The organism is Rhodococcus sp. NPDC060084 (assembly GCF_042730335.1).
In the GTDB taxonomy this organism is placed as follows: Bacteria; Actinomycetota; Actinomycetes; order Mycobacteriales; family Mycobacteriaceae; genus Rhodococcus.
Window position 1 is genome coordinate 1 of the sequence record NZ_JBHWWX010000022.1, and the last position, 22,684, is coordinate 22,684.

The following is a 22,684-nucleotide window of genomic DNA, read 5'->3' on the forward strand; positions in this document are numbered from 1 at the left end:
GTGGGATCGAAGTCGATCCCACCGCGCTCGCCGAACACGTGCCCTGGCCGCTACGCCGCCAAGAAGTCCAGCAACACCTTGTTGACCACCTCGGGACGCTCCAGGTAGCCGTAGTGGCCGGCGTCCGGAATCTCCTCGTACCGTGCGCCAGGAATCGCTTCCGCCACTTCCCGCGACAGATACGCCGGAATCATGCGGTCGTCGGCGAATCCCACCGCGAGGCACTGCTTCGTGATCGCCCGGTAGGCGGCACGGCGATCGAACTCGCGGTCCATGCCCAACTGGGCCCGCACGCCGGGCGACATCTTCCCGCCACTGAACTCGAACACGTCGAGCCAGTCGCGTGCGGTGTTCTCGTCGGCAAGCGAGGCGGGCGACAGGTTCATCACCGCGGTCACCGCGGCCTGATACTTGGGCGGCAACTCCACACCGCTGTCGTACAACTGCCGCTCCCCCTCGGTGAGCGTCATCTGGAACCGGTCCATCCGTGCATGGCCGGCGAGGAACACCGCTTTGCGGACGAGGTCCGGACGCGCCAAGGTCAGTTCCTGCGCGACGCGCGCACCCATCGACGTGCCGACGACATGCGCCGGGCCACCGAGCAACTCGATCAGGCCCGCGGTGTCGGCAACGAGATCGTCGAGCGTCATCCCACTCAGGCTCTCCCCCGACGGCGCAATGCCACGGTTGTCGAACGTGGCCACGCGGTAGCCGGCCTTCACGAGCGCGGGCACCTGATGCAGGTCCCACACCCGGCCGGGGCTACCGGTTCCCATGACGAGAACTACGAGGTCGCCGGATCCCTTGACCTGGTAGTTCAGCGGGATTCCGTTGATCGTCGCAATGGGCATGGAGACCTTCCTCGAAGACTGCGGGGGACGAACGCGCACAGATCGACGAGCGCGGCGTTACGAGCCCTACGGTACCGCGAGGGCCCCGGCCATGATCGATCCAGCACCCGGCGGGTGGCGCCCCGGTGTCCCACTCTCCTAGAGTCGAGGCAGATGCATGCTCGCGCCGAGCAGCTACCCGGGAGGAACACATGACCGCGGACCCCACCACGCCCGACGTTCTCGCCGACGACGATCTCGAACCTGTCGCCGACGAGACCGCCCGACAGGCACAGCGCGTCGTCGCCGCCTACGCCGAGACTGCGGACGAGTGCCGCATGCTGCTGTCGATGCTGGGCATCGGCCCGGCCGAAAAGTACTGACGAGATCCATCGGACCGGCACCTCGAGAGGACACGACGTGACAGCAGGCGGCGCGGATGCGACCGAAGAATCCGAGTCGATCACCCCGTCCGATTTCGTCGTCGTCGCGAATCGCCTGCCGGTGGATCTCGAACGCCTGCCGGACGGCACGACCCGGTGGAAGCGCAGCCCCGGCGGTCTCGTCACCGCCCTCGAGCCGATCCTGCGTTCCAACCACGGAGCGTGGGTCGGCTGGGCCGGGGTGGCCGACGCCGATGCCGGCGTCATCGTCGAGGACGACCTCACGCTGTACTCGGTTCCCCTGAGCACTCAGGAGATCGCCGACTACTACGAGGGGTTCTCCAACGCGACGCTGTGGCCGCTCTACCACGACGTCATCGTCCGCCCGGAATACCGGCGCGAATGGTGGAACGTCTACGTCGAGGTCAACCGGCGCTTCGCGGAAGAAGCGGCCAAGGCCGCAGCACCGAACGCCACCGTCTGGATCCAGGACTACCAACTCCAGTTGGTGCCGAAGATGCTGCGGATGCTGCGACCCGACCTCACGATCGGGTTCTTCCTGCACATTCCGTTCCCGCCCGTCGAGTTGTTCATGCAGATGCCCTGGCGCACCGAGATCGTCGAAGGGCTCCTCGGCGCCGACCTCATCGGCTTCCATCTCCCCGGCGGCGCCCAGAACTTCCTCTACCTGGCGGGCAGGCTCGCCGGCCACCAGACCTCGCGCGGCAATATCGGTGTCCGCTCGAAGCTCGGTGTGGTCCAGGTCGGATTCCGCTCGGTGCGCGTCGGGGCCTTCCCCATCTCCATCGCGTCGGGCGAACTCGACGAACAGTCGCGTAGCAAGAAGATTCGCGACCGGGCCAAGGCGATCCGCAAAGAGCTGGGCAACCCGGACCACATCCTGCTCGGGGTCGACCGGCTGGACTACACCAAGGGCATCGACGTCCGGCTCGACGCCCTCAACGAACTCCTCGACGAGGGACGGGTCGATCCGGCCCGCACCGTCATGGTGCAACTCGCGACTCCCAGCCGCGAACGCGTCGAGTCGTATGTGCAGATGCGCGGCGAGATCGAGCGCATGGTCAGTCGCATCAACGGTGAGTACGCCGAGGTCGGCCGCCCCGTGGTCCACTACATCCACCGCCCGGTGCCGCGCGAGGAACTCATCGCCTTCTTCGTTGCCGCCGACGTGATGCTGGTGACGCCGTTGCGCGACGGGATGAATCTCGTCGCCAAGGAATACATCGCGTGCCGCAGCGATCTCGGTGGTTCGCTGGTGCTCAGCGAATTCACCGGCGCAGCAGCCGAACTGCGTCAGTCCTTCCTGTGCAATCCGCACGACCTGGAGGACGTCAAGGACAAGATGCAGGCAGCGATCGAACAACCCCGCGACGTCGGACGCAAGACGATGCGCGCCCTCCGCCGTCAGGTCCTCACGCACGATGTCGACCGGTGGGCACGCTCGTTCCTCGAAGCGCTGTCGCACACCGGCGCCGCGGGACCCGCACTGATCACGCCGGGCGAAGGCAACAGCGGGAACAGCGGGTAGCCGGTCGGTCCCACTGAGTGGAACTATGCCGCGGGACACAACCCGCGGGCATAACGTCTTGGTGTGACGACCGGAACCTTCCCCCATCTCCTTTCCCCCGGCACCATCGGGCCCGTGACGCTGCGGAATCGGGTCGTCCTGCCCGCCATGGACATGAATCTGTGTGACGACGGCGAGATCGAGCAGGGCGACATCGACCATTTCGTCGCCCGCGCCGAGGGCGGCACCGGGCTGATCATCACCGGATGCTGCGCTGTCGCCTATCCGCTCGGCTGCGCCAGCACCAAGGAACCCGGACTGTCGGAGGACAGGTTCATCCCCGGTCTCACCGCACTCGCCGATGCTGTCCACGAGGCCGGTAGTGCTCTGTGCGTGCAGATGACGCACCACGGCAAGGTGGCACGGATCGACACCGTCAACGATCGGCCGCTGCTCGTCCCCTCGACCCCGAACTCGAGCCCCGACCTGAGCGCGCTCGCCGACAACACCGGTGAAGAACTCCAGAAGATGGCTGCGGTCACCCACGGCAAGCAGGCCGAATACCACGAAGCCACACAGGAAGACCTGGCATGGCTCGTGCGCTGCTTCGCGGACGCCGCGGGCCGGGTGAAAGCGGCAGGCGCGGACGCGGTCGAAATCCATTGTGCGCACGGCTATGTGCTCGGCGCCTTCCTCAGCCGCGCCGACAATCGGCGCACCGACGAATACGGTGGTTCGTTCGCGAACCGTGCGCGACTTGCGTGCGAGGTCATCCGCGCGGTGAAGGCCGAAGTCGGCGACTCCCTGGCGATTCTGGTGCGCGTCGCCGGACGCGAATTCGGCGAAGCCGACGGCCTGAGCACAGACGAGGCAGTGCGCGCTTCACAGTTGTTCGAAGCCGCGGGAGCCGACGCGATCCACGTGACCGGCTGGGGCCGAAACCCGTTCTCCAACTTCACCGACGGGCCGCTCCCGAACACTGTCGGCGCCTACACGGGTCTGGCAGCCTCGGTGAAGAAGGCCGTCGGCATCCCGGTGATCGCAGTCGGTCGCGTACTGCCCGAGGTGGGCGAGAAGACCATCGCCGACGGTGACGCCGATTTCGTCGCGATGGGCCGCCAGTTGCTCGCGGATCCCTCCTTGGTCGGCAAGCTCGCCGCGGGCACGCCGGAGCAGGTGCGGCCGTGCATCAACTGCTATGTGTGTGTCCAGGAGAATTTCTGGGACGACACCCCGATCTGCGCGGTGAATCCGGCGCTGGGCAACGAGACCCTGGTGCCGTTCACCCCCACGTCCGCGGCGAAGCACATCGTCGTGGTGGGTGCCGGGCCGGGCGGGCTCGAAGTCGCGCGCGTCGCCTCCGAGCGAGGACACCGGGTGACGGTGCTCGACAAGTCGGATCGGCTCGGCGGCACACTCTGGTTCTCGACCCTCACCACCCCGGACAACGAGCAGTTGCTGAGGTGGCTCCGCTCCGAGATCGAACGCCTCGGCGTCGACGTCCGCCTGAACACCGAGGCCACCGCCCACTCCGTCGCCGCACTCGCACCCGATGCCGTCGTGATCGCCACCGGCGCGGTGCGCGGCCGGCCCGACGTTCCCGGTGGCGATCTGCCCCACGTGCACACCGGCGATACGCTGCGCGCCCTGATGACCGGGGCCGGCGACACGTCGGAACAACCGCTGTTCCTCCGCACCATGGGGCGCCTCGGCAAGCTGTCGGGAATCACCAAGAGCCCACAGGCGATTCGCGCCGTCACCCGCAAGTTCCTGCCCATGGGCAAAGACGTGGTCGTGGTCGGGGGCTCGCTCGTCGGTCTCGAACTGGCGGAGTTCCTCGCAGAACGTGGGCGCCGGGTGACCCTGCTCGAAGAGGGCGGACAACTGGGCGTGCCGATGGCCATGCCACGACGCTGGACGGCAGTTCGGCACGCCGGCGAAGTCGGCGTAACCATTCACCGGCGAGCACAGGTGCAGCGCATCACCGCCGACACCGTCGAATTCCGCGTCGGTGACGAAACCCTCACCGCCCCGGCCGATATGGTCGTCGTGGCGTCCGGAGTCTCGGCCGCGGCGCCGCTCGCCGACGAGCTCGAGGGCAGGGTACCGGAGATCCACGTGGTCGGTGACGCCGCGGACGTCGGCTACATCGAAGGAGCGATCCACTCCGCGTGGAACGTCGCCACGGTGCTCTGACAGAAACACGGTGCTCTGACAGAAACACCGTGCTGACGGGAACACGGTGCTGTTGAGGGAGCGACCCCCCGGAGCCTAGATCGGTGTCAGCCGGCTGACGAGCCAGCGGTCGTCGTGTTTTTCGAGTTCGACTCGCACACGACTGCCGCTGCTCACAGCTTCCGGATTCTCGGAACTCGTGGTGATCTGGTTGAGGAACAGCAGGGTCACGGCGCTGTCGGCATCGACGGATACCACCGACGATCCCTGCACGCTCACCTGCACGCTGATGGCCTTCTCCTTGGCCCCCGGCGCGATGACGTTCTTCATCAGATTCGTGTACTCGTCACGGAAGTCCCCGGTGAGGCCCTCGCCCGCCACGGCGATCTGATCGTCCACCTCGCCGTGGGTGTAGGCGAGCATCGCGACGGCCTGCTCCTCTGCTGCCACACGGGCTTCGGTACGGGCAGCCTCGGCAGCCGAGTCGGCCCGCGCTCCGTACGCGAGCCAGCCCACGACGACCGCGAACACGAGTACGAGCACCGACAGCCCGATCGCGACGTGCCGCAGGTACGACTGCGAGGACGGTGCTGTGTCCACGGGCGCGGGTGCGGTGTCCGCGGGTGCCGGAGCGGTGTCTGCGGAATTCACGACCGTGTCCGTGGAAGCCGGAGCGGTGTCTGCGGCTGCGGTATCCCCGGGTGAGGAAGCCGTCGCGGCCGCGGTCTCACCGGATGTGGTGTCGCCGGTCGTGTTCGTCTCGCCGGTCGTGTTCGTCTCGCCGGCCGTATCCGTCCGGCTGTTCGTGTCCGCCTGGCTGTCCGTGTTCACTGACGTCACCTGCTTGTCTTTCCGGTCTTCACTCACGGCACGAACTCCACCTTCGACGCCAGCAGTCTGCCGTTCTCGTCACAGATCGTCACGCGCAGACGGAAATCGCGTGGTTCCGGCTCGGTCTGGTCGGCATTGCTCACCATCGCACGCGACGCGACGAGCGACGACGCGCACGTACCGTCCTCGTTCTGGATTCCGGCCTCGAGCACCTCCCCCATCGTCGTGACGCCGGCTTGTTGCACGACCTCCACGAACGGGCCTTCGCGCCCTTCGAATTCGGCCTTGAAGTCGCCGGTGGCCCCGTCGATCAGCCGCTGCACGTCGGCGTCTGCGGAGTCGGCGCGGATCGTCGTCAGGTTCAGCACGGTCTGACGCGCAGCCTGGACGAACGCCGCTCGTCGCTCGTCACGCTCGTCGGCCGACCGCTGGTCGATGATCAGCCAGACACCGGCGGCCACAACGGCGATCAGCAGAATCGATGCGACCACGACCACCCGTTTGGGCCATGTCGGCGCCGCCGGTGCCGCGGAGGCAGCCGGTGCCGTGTCGCTGCCCCCGGTATCGGTCGCACTCGTCGGCGTGGTGCTCTCGTCGGGAACCGTATCGGGCTCGACGGTGGGACCGTCTTTGTCGTGTTCGTTCGCCATCAGCCCTGCTGTGCCTTCATGAAAGTCTCCAAACTCCGGTCGTCTCCCAGTTGGGCGTGGGTGTACACGGTGCCGTCGGGACCGATATACGTCCCCGTCTGCGGATCGATCCGGCGCGCGGTGACGCCGGCCGGTGCCGCAGCACCGCTGCCTTCGGTGTATGACGCAGGCGTCGGCACGACATTGTCGGACCCTACCGGCGTAGGTGGACCCTGCCACGGATTGTCGGAGTATTTCGGTGTGTAGCCGGTACGGCACTGATCGGGCGTCGGTGCACGGCGGCCCGGATACTCCATGCAAGGCAGGTTCCGGGCACCGCGCTGGGCGTTCGGATAGTCCTGCGGCAACTGGCAGAACACATCCCCCGGCGTGTCGACCATCGTGGTGTCGGCGGGGCTGCGCCACTGATCCGGCGGGACGAATCCGGAAAGACAGGGCGGCGGGTCGTGAAGCTGGAGATGGAAGTCGACGACTGCACCGTCCTCCGGCGGTCCGGACCCGGCCGCCGTGATCAGCGCGGTCGTCATCGGCGGATACAGCACGAGGACCTGCTCGATCCCGGAGTTGTAGATGACACCGACTTCACCGACGCTCACCAGGTTCGCGAGCAGGAGCGGAAGTGTCGGGCGGAGATCCTGCAGCAGCACTTCGGCTTCGGCCGCGGCCGACGGACCGGTCTCGAGCAGTGTCCGCAGATCGGGGTCGCTCTCGCGCAAGCGGTCGGTGAAGGTCACCATGTCCCGCGTCCACGACCGGATGGCGTCGCTGGTGACCGTCTGAGTGTCGAGCAGCGGCCCCACCTCGTCGATGAGCCGACGGGTTTCGGCGCTGTTCCCCGATGCCTCCTGCACGAACAGGCGGGTCGAGTCGATCAGGTCCTGCAATTCGGGACCGGATCCGTTGAACGCCTCGAAGGCTTCGTCCACGAGTGCCTGCAGTCGCGTGTCGCCGATGCTGGCGAGCAACACGTCCGCCTGGTCCAGCAGGGCACCGACCTCTTGCGGGACGGTAGCGCGCTCCACCGGCACCACGTCGCCGTCCGCGAGATACCCACCACTCGAACCCCCTTCGCGGGGAACGAGATCGACATACTGCTCACCTATGGCGGACACGCTCCGAACGGCCGCGTCCACATCGGCAGGAATCTTGTAGTCGCTGCCGATCGACAGCGTCGCGTCGACGCCTGCGGGCGAGAGCGCGACCGACTGGACCGTTCCGACGTTGATACCCCGGTAGGTCACGTTCGAGTGCGGATACAGGCCGCCGGTGGACGGAAGTTCCACGGTGAGCGTGTACTGGCCGACCCCCAGCAGCGCCGGCAGACGCACGTACTGCAGCGTCATCACGACGAGACCGATCACGGTGAGCACAGCGAAGATCGAGAGCTGGATACGAACGAATCGTGAAAGCATCATGGTCCGAACACCCCCTCGGGAAGTCCGGGAATCGTGATCTCGCCGATTCCGGGGATCGAGAGTGTGCCGGCAGGTCCCGGGGCGGGTTGTGCGGGCGGCGGCGCGAGCGGCGCCTGGAACGGATCGACGGCCTGGGCGGCGAGTCCGGCGTCCCTGCCGAGAATTCCCTCCGGTCCGGCCAATCGGCCCGCCAGTGGGGTTCCGGTCAGGAAATTCAGGTCGAGCCGATCGAGGGTGAGGTCGATCGTCATGGCGAGGTTCGCGTAATCACCCCGGATGACGTTGTTGATCCCGTTCTGAGGGAAGGGGTACGTCAGGAGTACGCCGAGGACTTCGGTGAGCGCGCTGCCCGAGTCGGCCAGCGCCCGCAACGTCGGTGCCAGCCCCTGCAGGTTCGCTTTGAGATCGTCGTTGGAGCTTTCGACGACACGACTCGCCACCGTGCTCAGCTCACCGAGCGAGGACATCGCGGACGTGAGGTTCTGCCGCTGGTCCACGAGGACTTCGAGCGCGGGCGGTAGTTCCTCCAGTGCCCGCACGAGGGTCTCGTTCTGGTTGTTCACCGTGAACGCGAGCCGGTCCATCCCTTCGAGCGCGGACACGATATCGCCGCGCTGGGTGTCGAGCGCGGACACGAGTTCGTCGAGACGCGGGAGCAGGTTGCGGACGGAATCCTCCCGCCCGACCAGTGCGGCGTTGAGTTCGGTGGTGATGTCGTTGATCTGCGCCAGACCGCCGCCGTTGAGTACCAGCGACAACGACGAGAGCGTCTGCTCCGTCGTCGGATAGACACCCGCACGCTCGAGGGGAATCCGATCGCCGTCCGCGAGCCGTCCACGCGCGGGTTCGTCGACGGGGGCGAGCAACTCGAGGTGCTGCGAACCGAGCAGGCTCGTCTGGCCGATCTTGGCCGTCGCGTTGGCGGGCACCACGGTGTCCTTGTCGAGCGCCACCGTGACGAGCGCGTGCCATCCGTCCACCTCGATCGCGGCAATCGACCCGACGGTGACATCGTCGACGCGGACCGGTGAGTTCTGGGTCAGCGTCGTGACATTGGGCATCTCGATCTCGACGCGGTAGGCGCCTTCACCGCGTCCGGCGGTGCCCGGCATGGGAACAGAGTTGAGCCCATCCCATTCACAGCCCGTCAGCGCCAGCGTCGCCGCCAGCACGACCGCGGCCGCGGTGATGCGCCGTCCATTCGACAGGATCATCGTCCCCCTCCCGGCTGCAGCAGTGTCCCCAGGTCCTGCGGGACCGCGACGTTCGGTAATCCGCCCAGCAGTCCGTCGAGCGGCGTGGGTGCGGGCGCCGCCTGCGGCGGTGCGGTCCCTCGTCCTGCGGACGCACCTTCGAGCCACGGTTCGCTGTAGACGATGTCCCCGGGGAAGGCCTGCACACTGGCGAGCGGGTTGGCCAGGACCGGCAGGTAGTTGGCGCTCATCGAGGCCAGGACCGGACCGAGTTGCTGACGGCACAACTCCTCGCTTCGTTCGGATGTCGCGTTCGCGGCGGCAGCGACCGACCCACACATCCACTCCACGGGGTTGGCGAGGTTGTTGATGGCGAGGGCGCCGGTCAGCGACCCCTGTGCCGGCTTGTAGATGTTGTAGAAGTTGGCCAGCGACGTCGGGCCCGAGTGCAGAATCCGCTCGATCTCCGGTCGCTTGCGCGCGAGCACTTCGGTGGCGTCGGCGAGGCGCTCGACCGACTCGGTCAGTCCGGCACGGTTGTCCTGGACGAAACGCTGCACGTCGCCGACCGCGATGCCGAGATCGGTGAGCGAGACCCCGAGTTGGTCGGAACTCTGTGCGAGCACATTCGAGACGGAGGCCAGCCGTCCACCGAACTGCACGATCTGCTCGTTGCTCGACGACAGCACCGAGACGAAGGTCTGGAGGTTCCGGATCGTCGAGAACAGATCGGTGCGTCCCTCCGACAGCGTATGCATGGTCGCGGACAGCTCTCGCAGTGTGGAGCGGATGGTCTGCCCGTTTCCGTCGAGGTTCTCCGCGGCGGTGTCGATGAACCGGCCGAGCGAGCCCTGTGGATCGAGTTCTTCCGGCCCGAGCGCCTCGGACAGACGCATGAGTTCGGTCTTGATCTGATCCCATTCGACGGGCGACGCGGTGCGCTGCGGAGGAATCGTCGCGCCGTCCTCGAGGGCGGCGCCGCCGGAGTAGACGGGGGTGAGCTGGACGAAGCGGGCAGAGACGAGGCTCTGCGCGATGACGACGGCAGCGGCGTCGGCCGGCACGTCGACCGCGTCGTCGATCGACATGGTCACCCGAACCAGGTCGTCGCCGGGCTCGATATCGGTGATGCGCCCGACCGACACACCCAGCACGCGTACGTCGTCACCTTCGTACAACCCACTGGTCGAGACGAATTCGGCATAGACCGTCCGCTTGCCGAGGCCGGGCAGCACGAACCACACGAAGCCCGCGACCAGCGCAAGGACGACGGCGGCCGCGATACCGATCAGCAACCGGCGCGGAAGTCGGGAGTTCTTCGGAGGCGCCGGTTCGTGGTTGTCCACCGGCATGGTGTCGGTACTCATTCGCCATCCCTCGTGATCGACGGCGGCTCTTTGGGAATCACGTTCTGGAGATCCTCGGGGAGAAGGTCGGGGGCAACCTGGCTGTCCACGATGGCTTTCCACCACGGCGCCGGCAGGATATTCGACACGTAGGCGTTGAAGAACGGCCCGCTGGCCACAGACTCACCGAGAGCGCTGATGTATGGTCCGAGACCGTCGAGCGCCCCAGCGATGTTGTCCTTGTTCGCCTGCAGGTTCGCGGTGACCGCGTTGAGCTTCTCGAGCGTCGGCCCCATCTGGCTCTGGTTGTCCTGGACGAGGCCGGTGAGCTGGCGCGAGACCGCGGAAATGTTCGCGATGAGTTCGGTGATGGCGTCTCGGCGAAGGTTCAGCTCGCCGAACAAGGCGTTGGCGTCGACGATCAGCGCGTTGACCTGATCGCTGCGCTCGGAGAGGATCGCGGTCACGTCCTCGGCCCGGTCGAGCAACTGCAGCAGGGACTCGTCCCGCGAGTTGATCGACTGGGACAACCGGGTCATGCCCTCGAGGGCACCGCGTATCTCCGGCGGAGTGTCCTGCAGCGAATCGGACAGGGCATCGAGCGACTCGTTGATCTGTCCGGTATCGAGTTCGGACACGGTGGTCGTGAGGTCGCCGAGCGCGTCGGTCAGCGAGTACGGCGAGTTGGTTCGGTCGATCTCGATGATCGTGCCCGGACGCATCACGCCGGAGCCTCCCGGACGCACTGCGAGCGACTTGCGGCCCAGCACGGTGTTGGTCTTGATGTCGGCGCCGGTGCCGTCGCCGAGGCCGATGCCGTCCTGGATCGTGAAGTTCACGAGTACGGTCTGGCCGTCGAGCTTCACGTCGGTCACGTCGCCGACCGTGACACCCGAGAGCATCACCTCGTCTCCGGCGACGAGTCCACCCGCGTCCTCGAATCGAGCCGAATAGCTCAGCCCGCCCGAGAGGAACTGGAGCTGGTCGTACTGCAACCCGGCGAGGACGATGGCGGCGGACACACCCAAACCGACGATGCCGATCTGGAGATGACTGCGTTCGCGCGGTGCACTCATTCGACCTTCGCACACCTTCCCGTGTCGTGGTTCGCCGTCGTGTACCTGACGGTGGTGCCGTCGGGTCCGGAGAACTTGAAGGTGTTGGCGCAGAGGAAGAACTGGAAGAAGTTGCCGTAGGCGCCCACCCGGATGAGTTTCTTGTAATCCGACGGGAGACGTTCGAGTGTGCGGTTGATGTCGTCCTCACCCAGATCGAGTTGTGTCATGGACCGATTGGTTTCGGCGATCACGGACTGCAGGTCGGGTCGGTTGTTCTGCAGCAGCGCTGCCAGATCCGCAGTGCCCCCGGCGATCTCCGGGATCGCGGCGCCGATCGGGTCGCGGTCTGCGGCCAGCCCACCGGCGAGGGCACTCAATTGGTCGATGGTCTCGGCGAACTCGCGATCGTGGTCGTCGATGGTGCCGAGAACGCCGTTCAGATTGTCGATCACGTCGCCGATCAACCGGTCGCGATCCGCGAGCGAATTGGTGAACGAATTCGTGTTGCCCAACAAGGAGACCAGCGTCTGGCCCTGCCCCTGGAACACTTGCAGCAACGCGCCGGACAGGTCGTTGACCTGCTGGGAATCGAGCCCTTGCAGCAGTGGCTTGAACCCTCCCAGCAGCAGGTCGAGGTCGAGAGCAGGTTCGGTCTGCTCGATCGGGATGCTTCCGCCCGGCTGGAGAACGTCGACGCTGCCGGCTCCCTCGAGCAGTTCCAGATACCGGTCTCCCACCAGGTTCTCGTAGCGGACGGTCGCGCGAGTGCCGGTGAAGAGCGTGTACTTGGAATCGACGCCGAATTCGATTTCCGCGTGGTTGCCGTCCCCGATGTCGACCCCGTCGACCGACCCCACCTGGACACCGGCGATACGCACCTTGTCGCCGGATTTCAGTCCGGAGACGTCGGTGAAGGCCGCGTGGTAGGTCTCTTTTCCGGTGAACCGGGCCTGGCTGAACACCACTGCGAGGCCGGCGAACACGAGCACCATCGTGAGCGTGAAGATCAGGAACTTGATCGTGGTGGGCCGCATCGTCACTGCCCTGCCGCGAGTTGGTCACCGAACAGGTACTGGAAGATCGTCGGGTAACGCACCCATGCCTCCGTGGCCGGTTTGTACGGCGTGGTCCCGGTATCGGTCACCACGAACTTCGCGTTCCCGTCGCGTCGCGGATCGTAGTCCGGCATGCCCCAGCAGTTCGGGCCGCCGGAGGCCCCGACGACGGGCAGGTCCTGGGCCGCGTTGTACGGCGTGGCACCACCCATGAAGCTCGTGCTCAGCGTGAGCGCGGCATATTCACCCGTTCCGGCCATCGGTTCGAAGGCGATGCGAGCATCGTTGAGACCGATGATGAAGCACGTGAGTTCGGGCGAGTACTCGCCGAGGAGCCCGGTGGTGTACGACAAGCTGTCGAGTGCGGTGACCACTTGGTTCTCGTTCTCCCCCAGAACGTTACGACCGGTATCGGCCAGACCGGTGAGATTCATGAGCAACAGGTCGAGTTGCGACTGTTCGTCGACGATCGTGTTACCGACCTCGGTGGCGTTGCCGATCGTGGTCATCAGATCCGGCACGGTGTCCGCATAGAGATTGGCGACGTCGGCAGCAGCTCCCAGGTCGTATTGCAACTGCGGGAGCGAGGGGTTCATCTCGGCCAGGTAGGCGTCCGCGTCCGCGAGGGTGGCCCCGAGCGCATCGCCGCGACCGTTGAGCGCCTCCGAGAGCGCACCGAGCGTGGCGTTGAGCTTCTCGGGCTGCACCTGCGTCAGCACCTCGGACAGATGCTCGAAGACCGTATTGAACTCGACCGTCACACTGTCGGCCGCAATCACCGCGCCCTCTTGCAGCGGTACCCGTGACGGATCCTCCGGGACCACGAGGTTGACGAACTTGGCACCGAACACGGTGGTCGACTCGATCGACACGCGCGTGTCGGACGGAATGAGGTGCATCTGTCCGGGCTGCATCGCGAGCCGCAGCACGGCACCGTCCGGGGTGTGCTCGATGGACGAGACCCTGCCGACCTCGACGCCGCGCAGTTTGACCTTCGCGTCGGGTTCCATCACCAGGCCCGATCGCTGCGCGGTGACGGTGACGGGCGTGGTGGAGGTGAATCCGGCGGCAAACATCGTCAGTGCCACGAAGACGATCACGGCGAGCCCACCCACCAGCACGAACGCCGCGAGCTTTTTCTTCCACGAGGGAGTGTCCATGTGCCGCGCCCTATCCCGACAAGTTGAAGTTGCCGGTCGCGCCGTACACGGCGAGAGAGATGAGGAGGGTGACGGTGACGACTGCGACGAGCGACGCGCGCACCGCGTTGCCGACGGCCACGCCGACACCGACGGGTCCGCCGCCGGCGGTGAACCCGTAGTAGGTGTGGATGAGCATGACGGCGATCGCCATCACGATCGCTTGGACGAACGACCAGAGTATGTCGGTGGGTATGAGAAACGTCGTGAAGTAGTGGTCGTAGACGCCGGCCGACTGGCCGTAGATGACGACGGTCGCGAATCGGCTGGCGACGAACGACGCGATCACCGCGAGCGAGTACAGCGGGATGATGGCGATCATTCCCGCCAGGACCCGGGTGGAGACGAGGTACGGGATCGACGGGATGGCCATGGTCTCGAGTGCGTCGATCTCCTCGGAGACGCGCATCGCACCGAGTTGCGCGGTGGAGCCCGCGCCGATGGTGGCGGCCAGGCCGATCCCGGCGATGGTGGGTGCCGCGATGCGGACGTTGATGAACGCCGCGAAGAACCCTGTGAGTGCTTCGACGCCGATGTTGCCGAGGGAACTGAACCCCTGCACCGCGATGATGCCGCCGGTGAACAGGGTGAGGAATCCGACGATGACGACGGTGCCGCCGATCACGGCCAGGGCACCTGTCCCCATGCTGATTTCGGCGACGAGCCGGAGGGTTTCCTTCGGGTACTGCCGGAGCGCGCGAGGGATCGTCGCGAGCGCCTTGCCGTAGAACAGGGCCTGCTCGCCCAGACGGTCGATCGACGTCGAGGCGCGGGAGAACCGTCGCACGGCCCTCGGGAATCGCCCGGAGATCACTGCCATGGTGTGTCCTCCGCGTTTCTCATCCGGCCGTCAGCTTGATGCCGACGGCGGTGACGAGGAGGTTGACGACGAACAGGGCCATGAACGCGAAGACGACCGTCTGATTGACGGCGTCCCCGACGCTCTTGGGGCCACCTTTGACGTTGAGTCCGAGGTAAGAGGCGACGAGGCCTGCGATCATGCCGAACAATCCTGCCTTGACCTGGGAGATCATGAGTTCACCGAAGCCGGTGAGAAGCGTGATGCCGTTGATGAAGGCTCCGGGGTTCACGTCCTGGAGGAAGACGGAGAACACGAAGCCACCGAGGATGCCGATCGTGCAGACGAGCCCGTTGAGCAGCAGCGCGACGACGGTGGACGCGAGTACGCGCGGGACCACGAGCCGATGGATCGGGTTGATGCCGAGCACCCGCATCGCATCGATCTCCTCGCGGATGGTGCGGGCTGCGAGATCCGCACAGATCGCGGTGGCTCCGGCACCGGCCACGATCAGCACCGTGACCATCGGCCCGACCTGCGTGACGGCTCCGAGCGCGGCCCCGGCACCGCTGAGGTCCGCCGCACCGATCTCGCGGAGCAGGATGTTCAGGGTGAAGCTCACCAGGACGGTGAAGGGAATGGCCACGAGAACGGTCGGCACGAGAGACACCCGCGCGACGAACCACGCCTGGTCGACGAATTCACGTCTCTGGAAGGGCCTGGTGAACACCGCCCTCGCGGTGTCGCCGGTCATTGCGAAGAGGCCGCCGACGGCGCGCAGTGGAACCTCGAGGAGATCTACCACCGTCTCCCCTTTCGTTCGCCGGCCCGACCGAAATCCGACCGTGCGCAGAAATCCGCTGTGACCCGCGTCATAGTAACTAGAACGTGTTCACGTGTCAAAGAAACATCCTGTAGACAATTCATCCGTTTTTTCCGCAGCCGCACTCTCCGCGTCCCCACTCTCGCTAATACGGACATAAGGCGCATTGATCAGCCGTTTTTCCGTGGATTCGGCACTACTCTCCCGCTCGCCTCAACCCCGGAAGACGATTCAACACAGTTGAATATTGAAATTGAACGGAGATAAAACTAGAACAGGTGTCCCTTGCCGCCGACGCGCGGCGCACTGCCGACTCGGAACCGGCCGGTCGGCGTGATACGTACCCTTCGCCCAGGATACGTGTCACGCAGGGTTGCAGCGAGTTCCGGCTCGGGCGAGTCGGAAGCGTTCACAGTTTCAGTGCGTCGGAGGCGGAGAACGTCGCAGCCGGATCACGGTCCGCGAAGTAACCCCCCAGTTCGGCCGCGAGGGCGTCCGGTGTCCACTGCACGTCCGCGTCGAACCGTTGCTCCACGACCGGCGCGGCCATGAGTGCGACCATCGGCCCGTACACGATGAAGACCTGCCCACTGATGTGGTCTGCGGCGGGCGAGGCCAGGTAGGCAACCAGATTCGCCACATGGTCGGGCGAGAGTGGATCGACCTCAACGTCCGGCGGGGCGCCGAAGACCGATTCGGTCATCGCCGTGCGGGCACGGGGGCAGATCGCGTTTGCTCGCACGCCGTACCGCGCCAGCCCCCGCGCGGCCGACACCGTCAATGCCGTGATGCCGGCTTTCGCGGCACCGTAGTTCGCCTGCCCCTCCGGCCCGAGCAGCCCCGCCTCCGACGACGTGTTCACGATGCGCCCGTAGACGGGCCCGCCGGCCTCCTTGGACTTGCCCCGCCAGTACGCGGCGGCGTTGCGGCACAACAGGAAGTGGCCGCGCAGGTGAACCGCGACGACCGAGTCCCACTCGTCGTCGGACATGTTCGGCAGCATCCGGTCACGCGTGATGCCCGCATTGTTGACCACAATGTCCATTCCACCGAACTCCTTCTCGGCGGCGTGAACCATCGCATCGGCGGTCGCGCGCTCGGCGACGCTTCCCGGCACGAATGCCGCACCGGGTCCGATGGCGCGGATCTGCGCGAGAGTGTCCTCCACGGAGTCGTTGGCGACGAGATCGTTGACAACCACCGACGCGCCGGCGCGAGCCAACGCGATCGCTTCGGCCCGCCCGAGGCCCGCACCCGCGCCGGTGACCACGGCGACCTTGCCTTCGAGGGACACACCGCTGCCGACAGAACTCATCCACGCACTCCTTGCGATTCGGGCCGGCCGGACGGCCACACCCCCGTGGACGTCCCCGGCACCACATCGGGACAGTCCAGAGAATGTAGAACGTGTTCCTGTTTATGACAAGACGCGACGGGGTCCCAGCTCACCCTTCGGACAGGGCTGCCCTGGGGCACTGCGCAATTGCCTCACGAACGTTCGCCTCACTACCCTCGGGAACCGGGTGCTTCACGAGCAACTCGTCGTCGTCGTTGAGATCGAACACCTCGGGCGCCACCCCGACACACACGCCGTTCGCCTCGCAGCGGTCGAAGTCGACCTTGACATCCATGACCCGAACCCCGTTTCACTTTCGTACCGACCCGACCGCCTCAGGCTAGAACGCGTTCCATTTCTGTGCAATGATTCGCGCTAATCCCGCAGCGGCGAAGTGGAGCGTTCGTGGACATCAGCTATACCTCCGAGCAACAAGCGCTACGTGAGGAATTGCGACACTATTTCACCCATCTCATGACTCCGGAACGGCGTGAGGCCCTCGCCGCGACGACCGGCGAGTACGGGGCCGGCAACGTCTACCGCGAGATCGTGCAGCAGATGGGCAAGGACGGCTGGCTCACGCTGGGCTGGCCCGAGGAGTACGGCGGCCAGAACCGCTCCGCGATGGACCAGCTGATCTTCACCGACGAAGCCGCGATCGCAGGCGCACCGGTCCCGTTCCTCACCATCGATTCGGTGGCGCCGACGATCATGCATTACGGCACCGCGGAGCAGAAGGAGTATTTCCTCCCGCGCATCTCCGCGGGCGAACTGCACTTCTCCATCGGTTACTCCGAGCCCGAAGCCGGAACGGATCTCGCGTCGTTGCGCACCACGGCCGTGCGCGACGGCGACGAGTGGGTGATCAACGGCCAGAAGATGTGGACGAGCCTGATCGCGTACGCCGACTACGTGTGGCTTGCGGTGCGAACCGACCCGGATGCGAAGAAACACAAGGGCATCAGCGTTCTCATCGTGCCCACCGACGCGGAGGGGTTCTCGTATACCCCGGTCCACACCATGGCCGGTCCGGACACGAGCGCCACCTATTTCGAGAACGTCCGTGTCCCTGCGTCCGCTCTGGTGGGCGAGGAGAACGCCGGATGGTCCCTGATCACCAATCAGCTCAACCACGAGCGTGTCGCGCTCACGTCCGCCGGACCGGTGCTCACCGCGCTCGGCGAGGTGCGCCGCTGGGCGCAGCAGACGAGGCTGCCCGACGGACGCCGCGTCGTGGACCAGGAATGGGTGCAGGTCGGTCTGGCGCGGGTGCACGCCCGTGCGGAATACCTCCAGTTGATGAACTGGGATATCGCGTCGAGTTCCGGCAAGACGCCGCTCGGGCCCGGGCCGGCGTCGGCGAACAAGGTGTTCGGTACCGAATTCGCCACCGAGGCCTACCGTGTGCTCATGGAGATCCTGGGACCCGCGTCGACGATCCGTCAGAACTCTCCGGGCGCGCTGCTGCGCGGACGGATCGAACGTATGCACCGCAGTTCCCTCATTCTCACCTTCGGCGGAGGCACCAACGAGGTCCAGCGCGACATCATCGCGATGGCCGCCCTCGGCCAGCCTCCCGCCAAGCGCTAACGAAGGATCCTCCACCGTGGACTTCACCCTCACCGAGGCTCAACAGGACCTGTCGAGCCTGACCCGCAGCATCGTCACCGACATCGTCACCAACGACCATCTGCGCGTGCTCGACTCGCTCGACGACCGGATCGACCGGACCTTGTGGGACCTCCTCGCCTCGTCCGGAATCCTCGGCGCGGCATTGCCCGAGTCGGTGGGCGGTGACGGGTACGGGCCGCTCGAGCAGGCAAGCATCCTGCTCGAACTCGGCCGCGGGGTTGCCGCCGTCCCGTATCTGACGTCGATCGCGGTGTGTGCCTCCGTCATCGGTGAATTCGGTACGCCGCAGCAGGTGTCGGAGTGGGGCAGGCCGGCTGCCGCCGGTGGGACGATCCTCACCGCCGCACTGTCCGAAGAACTCGACGACGATCCGGTGGTCCCCACCACCCGAGCACACGCCGCGGACGACGGGTACGTGCTCGACGGCACCAAGACGGTCGTCGACGCCGCGCCGGTCGCCGACGGATTCCTGGTCCCGGCGTCGCTGGAGGACTCCGTCGCGGTCTTCCTCGTGCGGTCCGACGACCCGGGTGCCGGGGTCACCCGCCAGGCAACGACCGACCGCGGCAGCAGAGGCATCCTCACGCTGGACGGGGTCGAGCTCGACGCCGGCCGGGTGCTCGGCACGGACGGCGCAGCCGTGGCCGCCCGGCTGCGGGATCGGACCCTGCTCGGGTCGGCCGCCTACCAGTGCGGAGTGCTCGACCGCGCACTCGAGCTCACCGCGCAGTACGCCCGCGAACGCATCCAGTTCGACAGGCCGATCGGCAGTTTCCAGGCTGTCGCGCAGCGACTCGCGGACGCCTACATCGACACCAAGGCGGTACGCCTGACCTTGTGGCAGGCCGCCCACCGGATGGCCTCCGGCGAACCGCACGCCGAGGAACTCCGCAGTGCCGCATTCTGGGCGGCCGATGCGGGACACCGCGTGGCACATACCGCGATCCACGTGCACGGCGGCGTCGGCCTCGACGAGGACCATCCCGTCCACCGATACTTCCTCGCCGCCAAACAGCACGAGTTCCTCCTCGGTTCGGCCACCGCGCAACTTCGTGCGCTCGGCCGGGTACTCGCCGACACCCCCGCCTGACCGGACGACGAGGACTGCCATGACCGCCGATCCCACTGTGACCTCGCTGCTCACACGCCTGTCCGACATCGACGACCGTGGCATGGCCTTCGAGGACACCCGCATCTCGTGGCGGGAACACGTCCGCGCCTCGCACGACCGCGCGGCGTTGCTGCGCGACCTGCTCGACGAGAACGCTCCCCCGCACATCGGGGTGCTGATGGACAATGTGCCCGAGTTCTCCCTGCTGCTCGGTGCCGCCGCGCTGTCCGGATCGGTGGTCGCGGGCCTGAACACCACCCGCCGAGGCGAGGCGCTCGCCCGCGACATCGCGCTCACCGACTGCCGGGTGGTCTTCACCGAATCCGCTCACCTGCCACTGCTCGACGGTCTCGACCTTCCCGGCGTGCGCGTGATCGACGTCGACTCCGCCGAGTGGCCGGAGATGCTCGCTCCGTTCGCAGGCTCGGCCCCGGTGGTCGCGCAGACGAAGCCCGACGACTTGTTCATGCTCATCTTCACTTCGGGGACGAGCGGAGATCCGAAAGCGGTGCGCTGCACCCACGGGAAGGTGACCGGCCCGGGGCTCATGCTCGCGGAGCGGTTCGGCCTCGGGCCGGATGACGTGGTCTACCTGTCGATGCCGATGTTCCACTCCAACGCGATCATGGCCGGCTGGGGCGTGGCGCTGGCAGCCGAGAGCGGTGTGGCACTGCGGCGCCGGTTCTCGGCATCCGGGTTCGTCACCGATCTCCGGAAGTTCGGTGTCACCTACGCGAACTACGTCGGCAAACCCTTGTCGTACATCGTCGCGACACCGGAGCGCGCGGACGACGCCGACAATCGTCTGCGCATCATGTACGGCAACGAAGGCACGGCGCCTGCGGTCGCGGAGTTCACCCGGCGATTCGGCGCCCGGGTCGTGGACGGCTTCGGGTCCACCGAGGGCGGCGTCTCCATCGCCGCCACCCCCGGTGCGCCGCCCGGGGCGCTCGGAACGCTCCCCGACGGCATCGACATCCTCCATCCGGAAACCGGGAAGCCGTGTCCTCCCGCCGAATTCGACAGCGACGGCCGGATCGTCAACGCCGACGACGCCACCGGCGAGTTGGTCAACACTCGTGGAGCCGGAATGTTCAGCGGCTACTACAACAATCCCGAAGCCGACGCCGAACGTCTCCGCGACGGGAAGTACCACAGCGGAGACCTCGGTTACCGGGACGCGGATGGGTTCGTCTATTTCGCCGGCCGCAGTTCCGGTTGGCTCCGTGTCGACGGCGAGAACCTCGGGTCCGCGCCCATCGAGCGAGTCTTGATGCGATACCCGGGTTTCGCCCAGGTGTCCGTGTACGGGGTCCCCGACCGGCACGTGGGTGATCGCGTGATGGCGGCCGTCATACCCACTGTCGCCGAGGAATTCGACGCGAAGAGATTCGCCCTTTTTCTCGCCGAGCAGACCGATCTCGGCCCCAAGCAGGTGCCTACACTCGTGCGCGTCTGCCGCGAGTTCCCCCGGACCGCGACGTTCAAAATCCTCACCCGATCGCTCGCCGCGGAACGATGGCACTGCGCCGATCCGGTCTGGGTCCGTGAGCGCGGCGATGCCGAATTCGTGCCGTTGTCGCCGGACACGACACACCTCCTCGAACCTCTCACAACGACATCGGGACACCGATAACGTCTAGCCGAACGCCAGGAAGACCCCGTGGGAGAAGCGAGGATCGATGGGATCGGTGCCCGGTACCGCAGCGCGCGCCCTCGGGAGTTTCTACGCGTTGTCGCTCGACGCATTCGTGAGTGCGTTCCGGGGCCCGTTCCAGTGGCGTGAATTCCTCTCGCAGTTCTGGTTCATCGCGCGCGTGTCCCTCGTCCCGACGGTCCTCATGTCCATCCCGTTCACCGTCCTGGTGGTCTTCACCCTCAATTCGCTGCTGCTGGAGATCGGCGCGGGTGATCTCAGCGGTGCGGGCGCCGGCCTCGGCGCGATCACACAAATCGGTCCCCTGGTGACGGTTCTCGTCGTGGCCGGAGCAGGCGCCACAGCCATCGCAGCGGATCTCGGATCGCGCACCATCCGTGAGGAGATCGCTGCCCTCGAAGTCCTCGGTATCGATCCCGCGGCGCGCCTGGTGCTGCCGCGCGCGCTCGCGTCGACTGCCGTCGCGGTGACGCTCAACGGGGCGGTGTGCGCGATCGGGCTCACCGGCGGATTCTTGTTCTCGGTGACCTTCCAGAACATCGACCCGGGCGCCTACGCCGCGGGCGTCACCTTGCTCGTGGGGCCGGGAGAACTCCTGCTGTCGGAACTCAAGGCGGCCGTCTTCGGGCTGCTCGCAGGTCTCATCGCATGTCACCGCGGCCTGTCCGTCACCGGCGGACCGAAGAGTGTCGGCGAAGCGGTCAACGAGACCGTGGTGTTCGCGTTCGTCGCCCTGTTCCTCGCGAACATGCTGCTCACCTCGATCGGGATCGCGGTGATGGGTCGGTGAGCGTGCCACGGCCCACCGGCGGGCGGGTCGCGCACGCTGCGCGCCGGACCGGTCACGGTCTCGACCGCGCGGTCGACACCGTCGGCCGTCAGGTGGTCTTCTCGATCGGTGCACTCGCCTCGACCGGACGGGCCGCCCGCCACTATCCACGCGAAACACTGCGCGTGGTCTCCGAGATCGGGCTCGGGACCGGCATTCTCGCGATGATCGGTGGGAGCGTCGCGATCATGGGGTTCCTCACCCTGTTCGCCGGTGCGACGGTCGCGGTGCAGGGGTTCACGTCTCTGGGCAATATCGGGGTCGAAGCGCTCACCGGGTTCCTGTCCGCCTACGTCAACGTGCGGGTCGTCGCGCCCGTGACCGCCGGAGTGGGCCTGGCCGCGACCATCGGCGCGGGCACCACCGCACAACTCGGCGCGATGCGCATCAGTGAAGAGATCGACGCCCTCGAAGTCATGGCCATCCGCTCGGTGCCGTACCTGGTGGGTACCCGCATCCTGGCCGGCCTGATCGCGGTGATTCCGCTCTACGCGCTGTCCGTGCTCGCCGCTTTTCTGTCGAGCCGTATCGCCACCGTGGTCGTTCTCGGTCAGTCCCCGGGGGTGTACGACCACTATTTCTCCACGTTCCTGCGCCCGGCCGACGTGGCGTGGTCGTTCTTCCAGGCGGTCGCGATGGCACTCGTCGTCATGACCGTGCACAGCTACTACGGATTCACCGCGAGCGGTGGTCCTTCCGGTGTGGGTGTCGCAACGGGCCGCGCGGTGCGCATGTCCCTCATCGCCGTCGTGACGATCACCCTGCTCATTTCGCTGGTCCTCTACGGCAGCGCCCGCCAGCTGCATCTGGCCGGGTGAGAGCGGTGCGGGCAGG

The 22,684-nt window shown here is 66.5% G+C and carries 21 protein-coding genes; 8 read left to right on the forward strand and 13 right to left on the reverse strand.

Annotation, left to right across the window (positions count from 1 at the left end; genetic code table 11):
* Positions 1-50: 50 nt before the first annotated feature.
* Positions 51-851, reverse strand: a complete 801-nt coding sequence (locus tag ACFWBU_RS13075; protein ID WP_169621355.1) for an alpha/beta fold hydrolase — start codon at positions 849-851, stop codon at positions 51-53.
* A gap of 191 nt (positions 852-1,042) precedes the next feature.
* On the opposite strand from ACFWBU_RS13075, the gene ACFWBU_RS13080 reads away from it, so the two are divergent.
* From ACFWBU_RS13080 to ACFWBU_RS13090, 3 genes are all read left to right on the forward strand, one after another.
* Complete coding sequence (locus ACFWBU_RS13080; RefSeq protein ID WP_169621356.1) at positions 1,043-1,213, forward strand: hypothetical protein; 171 nt, start codon at positions 1,043-1,045, stop codon at positions 1,211-1,213.
* Between the two features lie 37 nt (positions 1,214-1,250).
* Complete coding sequence (locus ACFWBU_RS13085; RefSeq protein WP_169621357.1) at positions 1,251-2,762, forward strand: trehalose-6-phosphate synthase; 1,512 nt, start codon at positions 1,251-1,253, stop codon at positions 2,760-2,762.
* Positions 2,763-2,825: 63 nt separating this feature from the next.
* Positions 2,826-4,937 carry an FAD-dependent oxidoreductase gene (locus ACFWBU_RS13090; protein WP_346765124.1) on the forward strand — a complete coding sequence of 704 codons (2,112 nt, stop codon included), beginning with the start codon at positions 2,826-2,828 and terminating at the stop codon, positions 4,935-4,937.
* A gap of 75 nt (positions 4,938-5,012) precedes the next feature.
* On the opposite strand, the gene ACFWBU_RS13095 is transcribed toward ACFWBU_RS13090, so the two are convergent.
* The 12 genes from ACFWBU_RS13095 to ACFWBU_RS13150 all read right to left on the reverse strand — a co-directional run bounded on the left by ACFWBU_RS13095 (position 5,013) and on the right by ACFWBU_RS13150 (position 16,916).
* Positions 5,013-5,516, reverse strand: a complete 504-nt coding sequence (locus tag ACFWBU_RS13095) for a twin-arginine translocation pathway signal (RefSeq protein ID WP_378528472.1) — start codon at positions 5,514-5,516, stop codon at positions 5,013-5,015.
* Positions 5,517-5,779: 263 nt separating this feature from the next.
* The gene (locus ACFWBU_RS13100) at positions 5,780-6,397 is read right to left on the reverse strand and encodes a hypothetical protein (protein WP_206036971.1); all 618 of its coding nucleotides are present in this window, start codon (positions 6,395-6,397) and stop codon (positions 5,780-5,782) included.
* The gene (locus ACFWBU_RS13105; RefSeq protein ID WP_378528453.1) at positions 6,397-7,812 is read right to left on the reverse strand and encodes an MCE family protein; all 1,416 of its coding nucleotides are present in this window, start codon (positions 7,810-7,812) and stop codon (positions 6,397-6,399) included. The genes ACFWBU_RS13100 and ACFWBU_RS13105 overlap by 1 nt, the downstream gene beginning before the upstream one ends.
* Positions 7,809-9,026, reverse strand: coding sequence for an MCE family protein (locus ACFWBU_RS13110; RefSeq protein WP_378528454.1), 1,218 nt, complete (start codon positions 9,024-9,026; stop codon positions 7,809-7,811). The genes ACFWBU_RS13105 and ACFWBU_RS13110 overlap by 4 nt, the downstream gene beginning before the upstream one ends.
* Entirely contained in the window at positions 9,023-10,372 is a 1,350-nt protein-coding gene (locus ACFWBU_RS13115) for an MCE family protein (RefSeq protein ID WP_169621360.1), read from the reverse strand. Before ACFWBU_RS13115 ends, ACFWBU_RS13110 begins: the two co-directional genes overlap by 4 nt.
* Positions 10,369-11,427, reverse strand: a complete 1,059-nt coding sequence (locus tag ACFWBU_RS13120) for an MCE family protein (protein ID WP_169651995.1) — start codon at positions 11,425-11,427, stop codon at positions 10,369-10,371. Before ACFWBU_RS13120 ends, ACFWBU_RS13115 begins: the two co-directional genes overlap by 4 nt.
* Complete coding sequence (locus ACFWBU_RS13125; protein WP_169621362.1) at positions 11,424-12,443, reverse strand: MCE family protein; 1,020 nt, start codon at positions 12,441-12,443, stop codon at positions 11,424-11,426. Before ACFWBU_RS13125 ends, ACFWBU_RS13120 begins: the two co-directional genes overlap by 4 nt.
* A gap of 2 nt (positions 12,444-12,445) precedes the next feature.
* Positions 12,446-13,624, reverse strand: a complete 1,179-nt coding sequence (locus ACFWBU_RS13130) for an MCE family protein (RefSeq protein WP_169651996.1) — start codon at positions 13,622-13,624, stop codon at positions 12,446-12,448.
* A gap of 10 nt (positions 13,625-13,634) precedes the next feature.
* Positions 13,635-14,483, reverse strand: a complete 849-nt coding sequence (locus tag ACFWBU_RS13135; RefSeq protein ID WP_169621364.1) for an ABC transporter permease — start codon at positions 14,481-14,483, stop codon at positions 13,635-13,637.
* Positions 14,484-14,502: 19 nt separating this feature from the next.
* Entirely contained in the window at positions 14,503-15,267 is a 765-nt protein-coding gene (locus tag ACFWBU_RS13140) for an ABC transporter permease (RefSeq protein WP_169621365.1), read from the reverse strand.
* Positions 15,268-15,694: 427 nt separating this feature from the next.
* Complete coding sequence (locus tag ACFWBU_RS13145; protein ID WP_378528455.1) at positions 15,695-16,600, reverse strand: 3-oxoacyl-ACP reductase; 906 nt, start codon at positions 16,598-16,600, stop codon at positions 15,695-15,697.
* A 130-nt stretch (positions 16,601-16,730) separates the two neighbouring features.
* Positions 16,731-16,916, reverse strand: a complete 186-nt coding sequence (locus ACFWBU_RS13150) for a ferredoxin (RefSeq protein ID WP_169621367.1) — start codon at positions 16,914-16,916, stop codon at positions 16,731-16,733.
* Positions 16,917-17,026: 110 nt separating this feature from the next.
* On the opposite strand from ACFWBU_RS13150, the gene ACFWBU_RS13155 reads away from it, so the two are divergent.
* Genes ACFWBU_RS13155 through ACFWBU_RS13175 form a run of 5 tightly spaced genes read left to right on the forward strand, consistent with a single transcriptional unit; the run spans position 17,027 to position 22,668 of the window.
* Positions 17,027-18,211, forward strand: coding sequence for an acyl-CoA dehydrogenase family protein (locus ACFWBU_RS13155; protein WP_169621368.1), 1,185 nt, complete (start codon positions 17,027-17,029; stop codon positions 18,209-18,211).
* Between the two features lie 16 nt (positions 18,212-18,227).
* Positions 18,228-19,343, forward strand: coding sequence for an acyl-CoA dehydrogenase family protein (locus tag ACFWBU_RS13160; RefSeq protein ID WP_378528456.1), 1,116 nt, complete (start codon positions 18,228-18,230; stop codon positions 19,341-19,343).
* Between the two features lie 19 nt (positions 19,344-19,362).
* Positions 19,363-21,000 (forward strand): long-chain-fatty-acid--CoA ligase, encoded by a 1,638-nt coding sequence (locus ACFWBU_RS13165; protein ID WP_378528457.1) that lies wholly within the window; start codon positions 19,363-19,365, stop codon positions 20,998-21,000.
* 46 nt (positions 21,001-21,046) lie between these two features.
* Positions 21,047-21,811 carry an ABC transporter permease gene (locus ACFWBU_RS13170; RefSeq protein ID WP_169621371.1) on the forward strand — a complete coding sequence of 255 codons (765 nt, stop codon included), beginning with the start codon at positions 21,047-21,049 and terminating at the stop codon, positions 21,809-21,811.
* 2 nt (positions 21,812-21,813) lie between these two features.
* Complete coding sequence (locus tag ACFWBU_RS13175) at positions 21,814-22,668, forward strand: MlaE family ABC transporter permease (protein WP_378528473.1); 855 nt, start codon at positions 21,814-21,816, stop codon at positions 22,666-22,668.
* Positions 22,669-22,684: the final 16 nt, after the last annotated feature.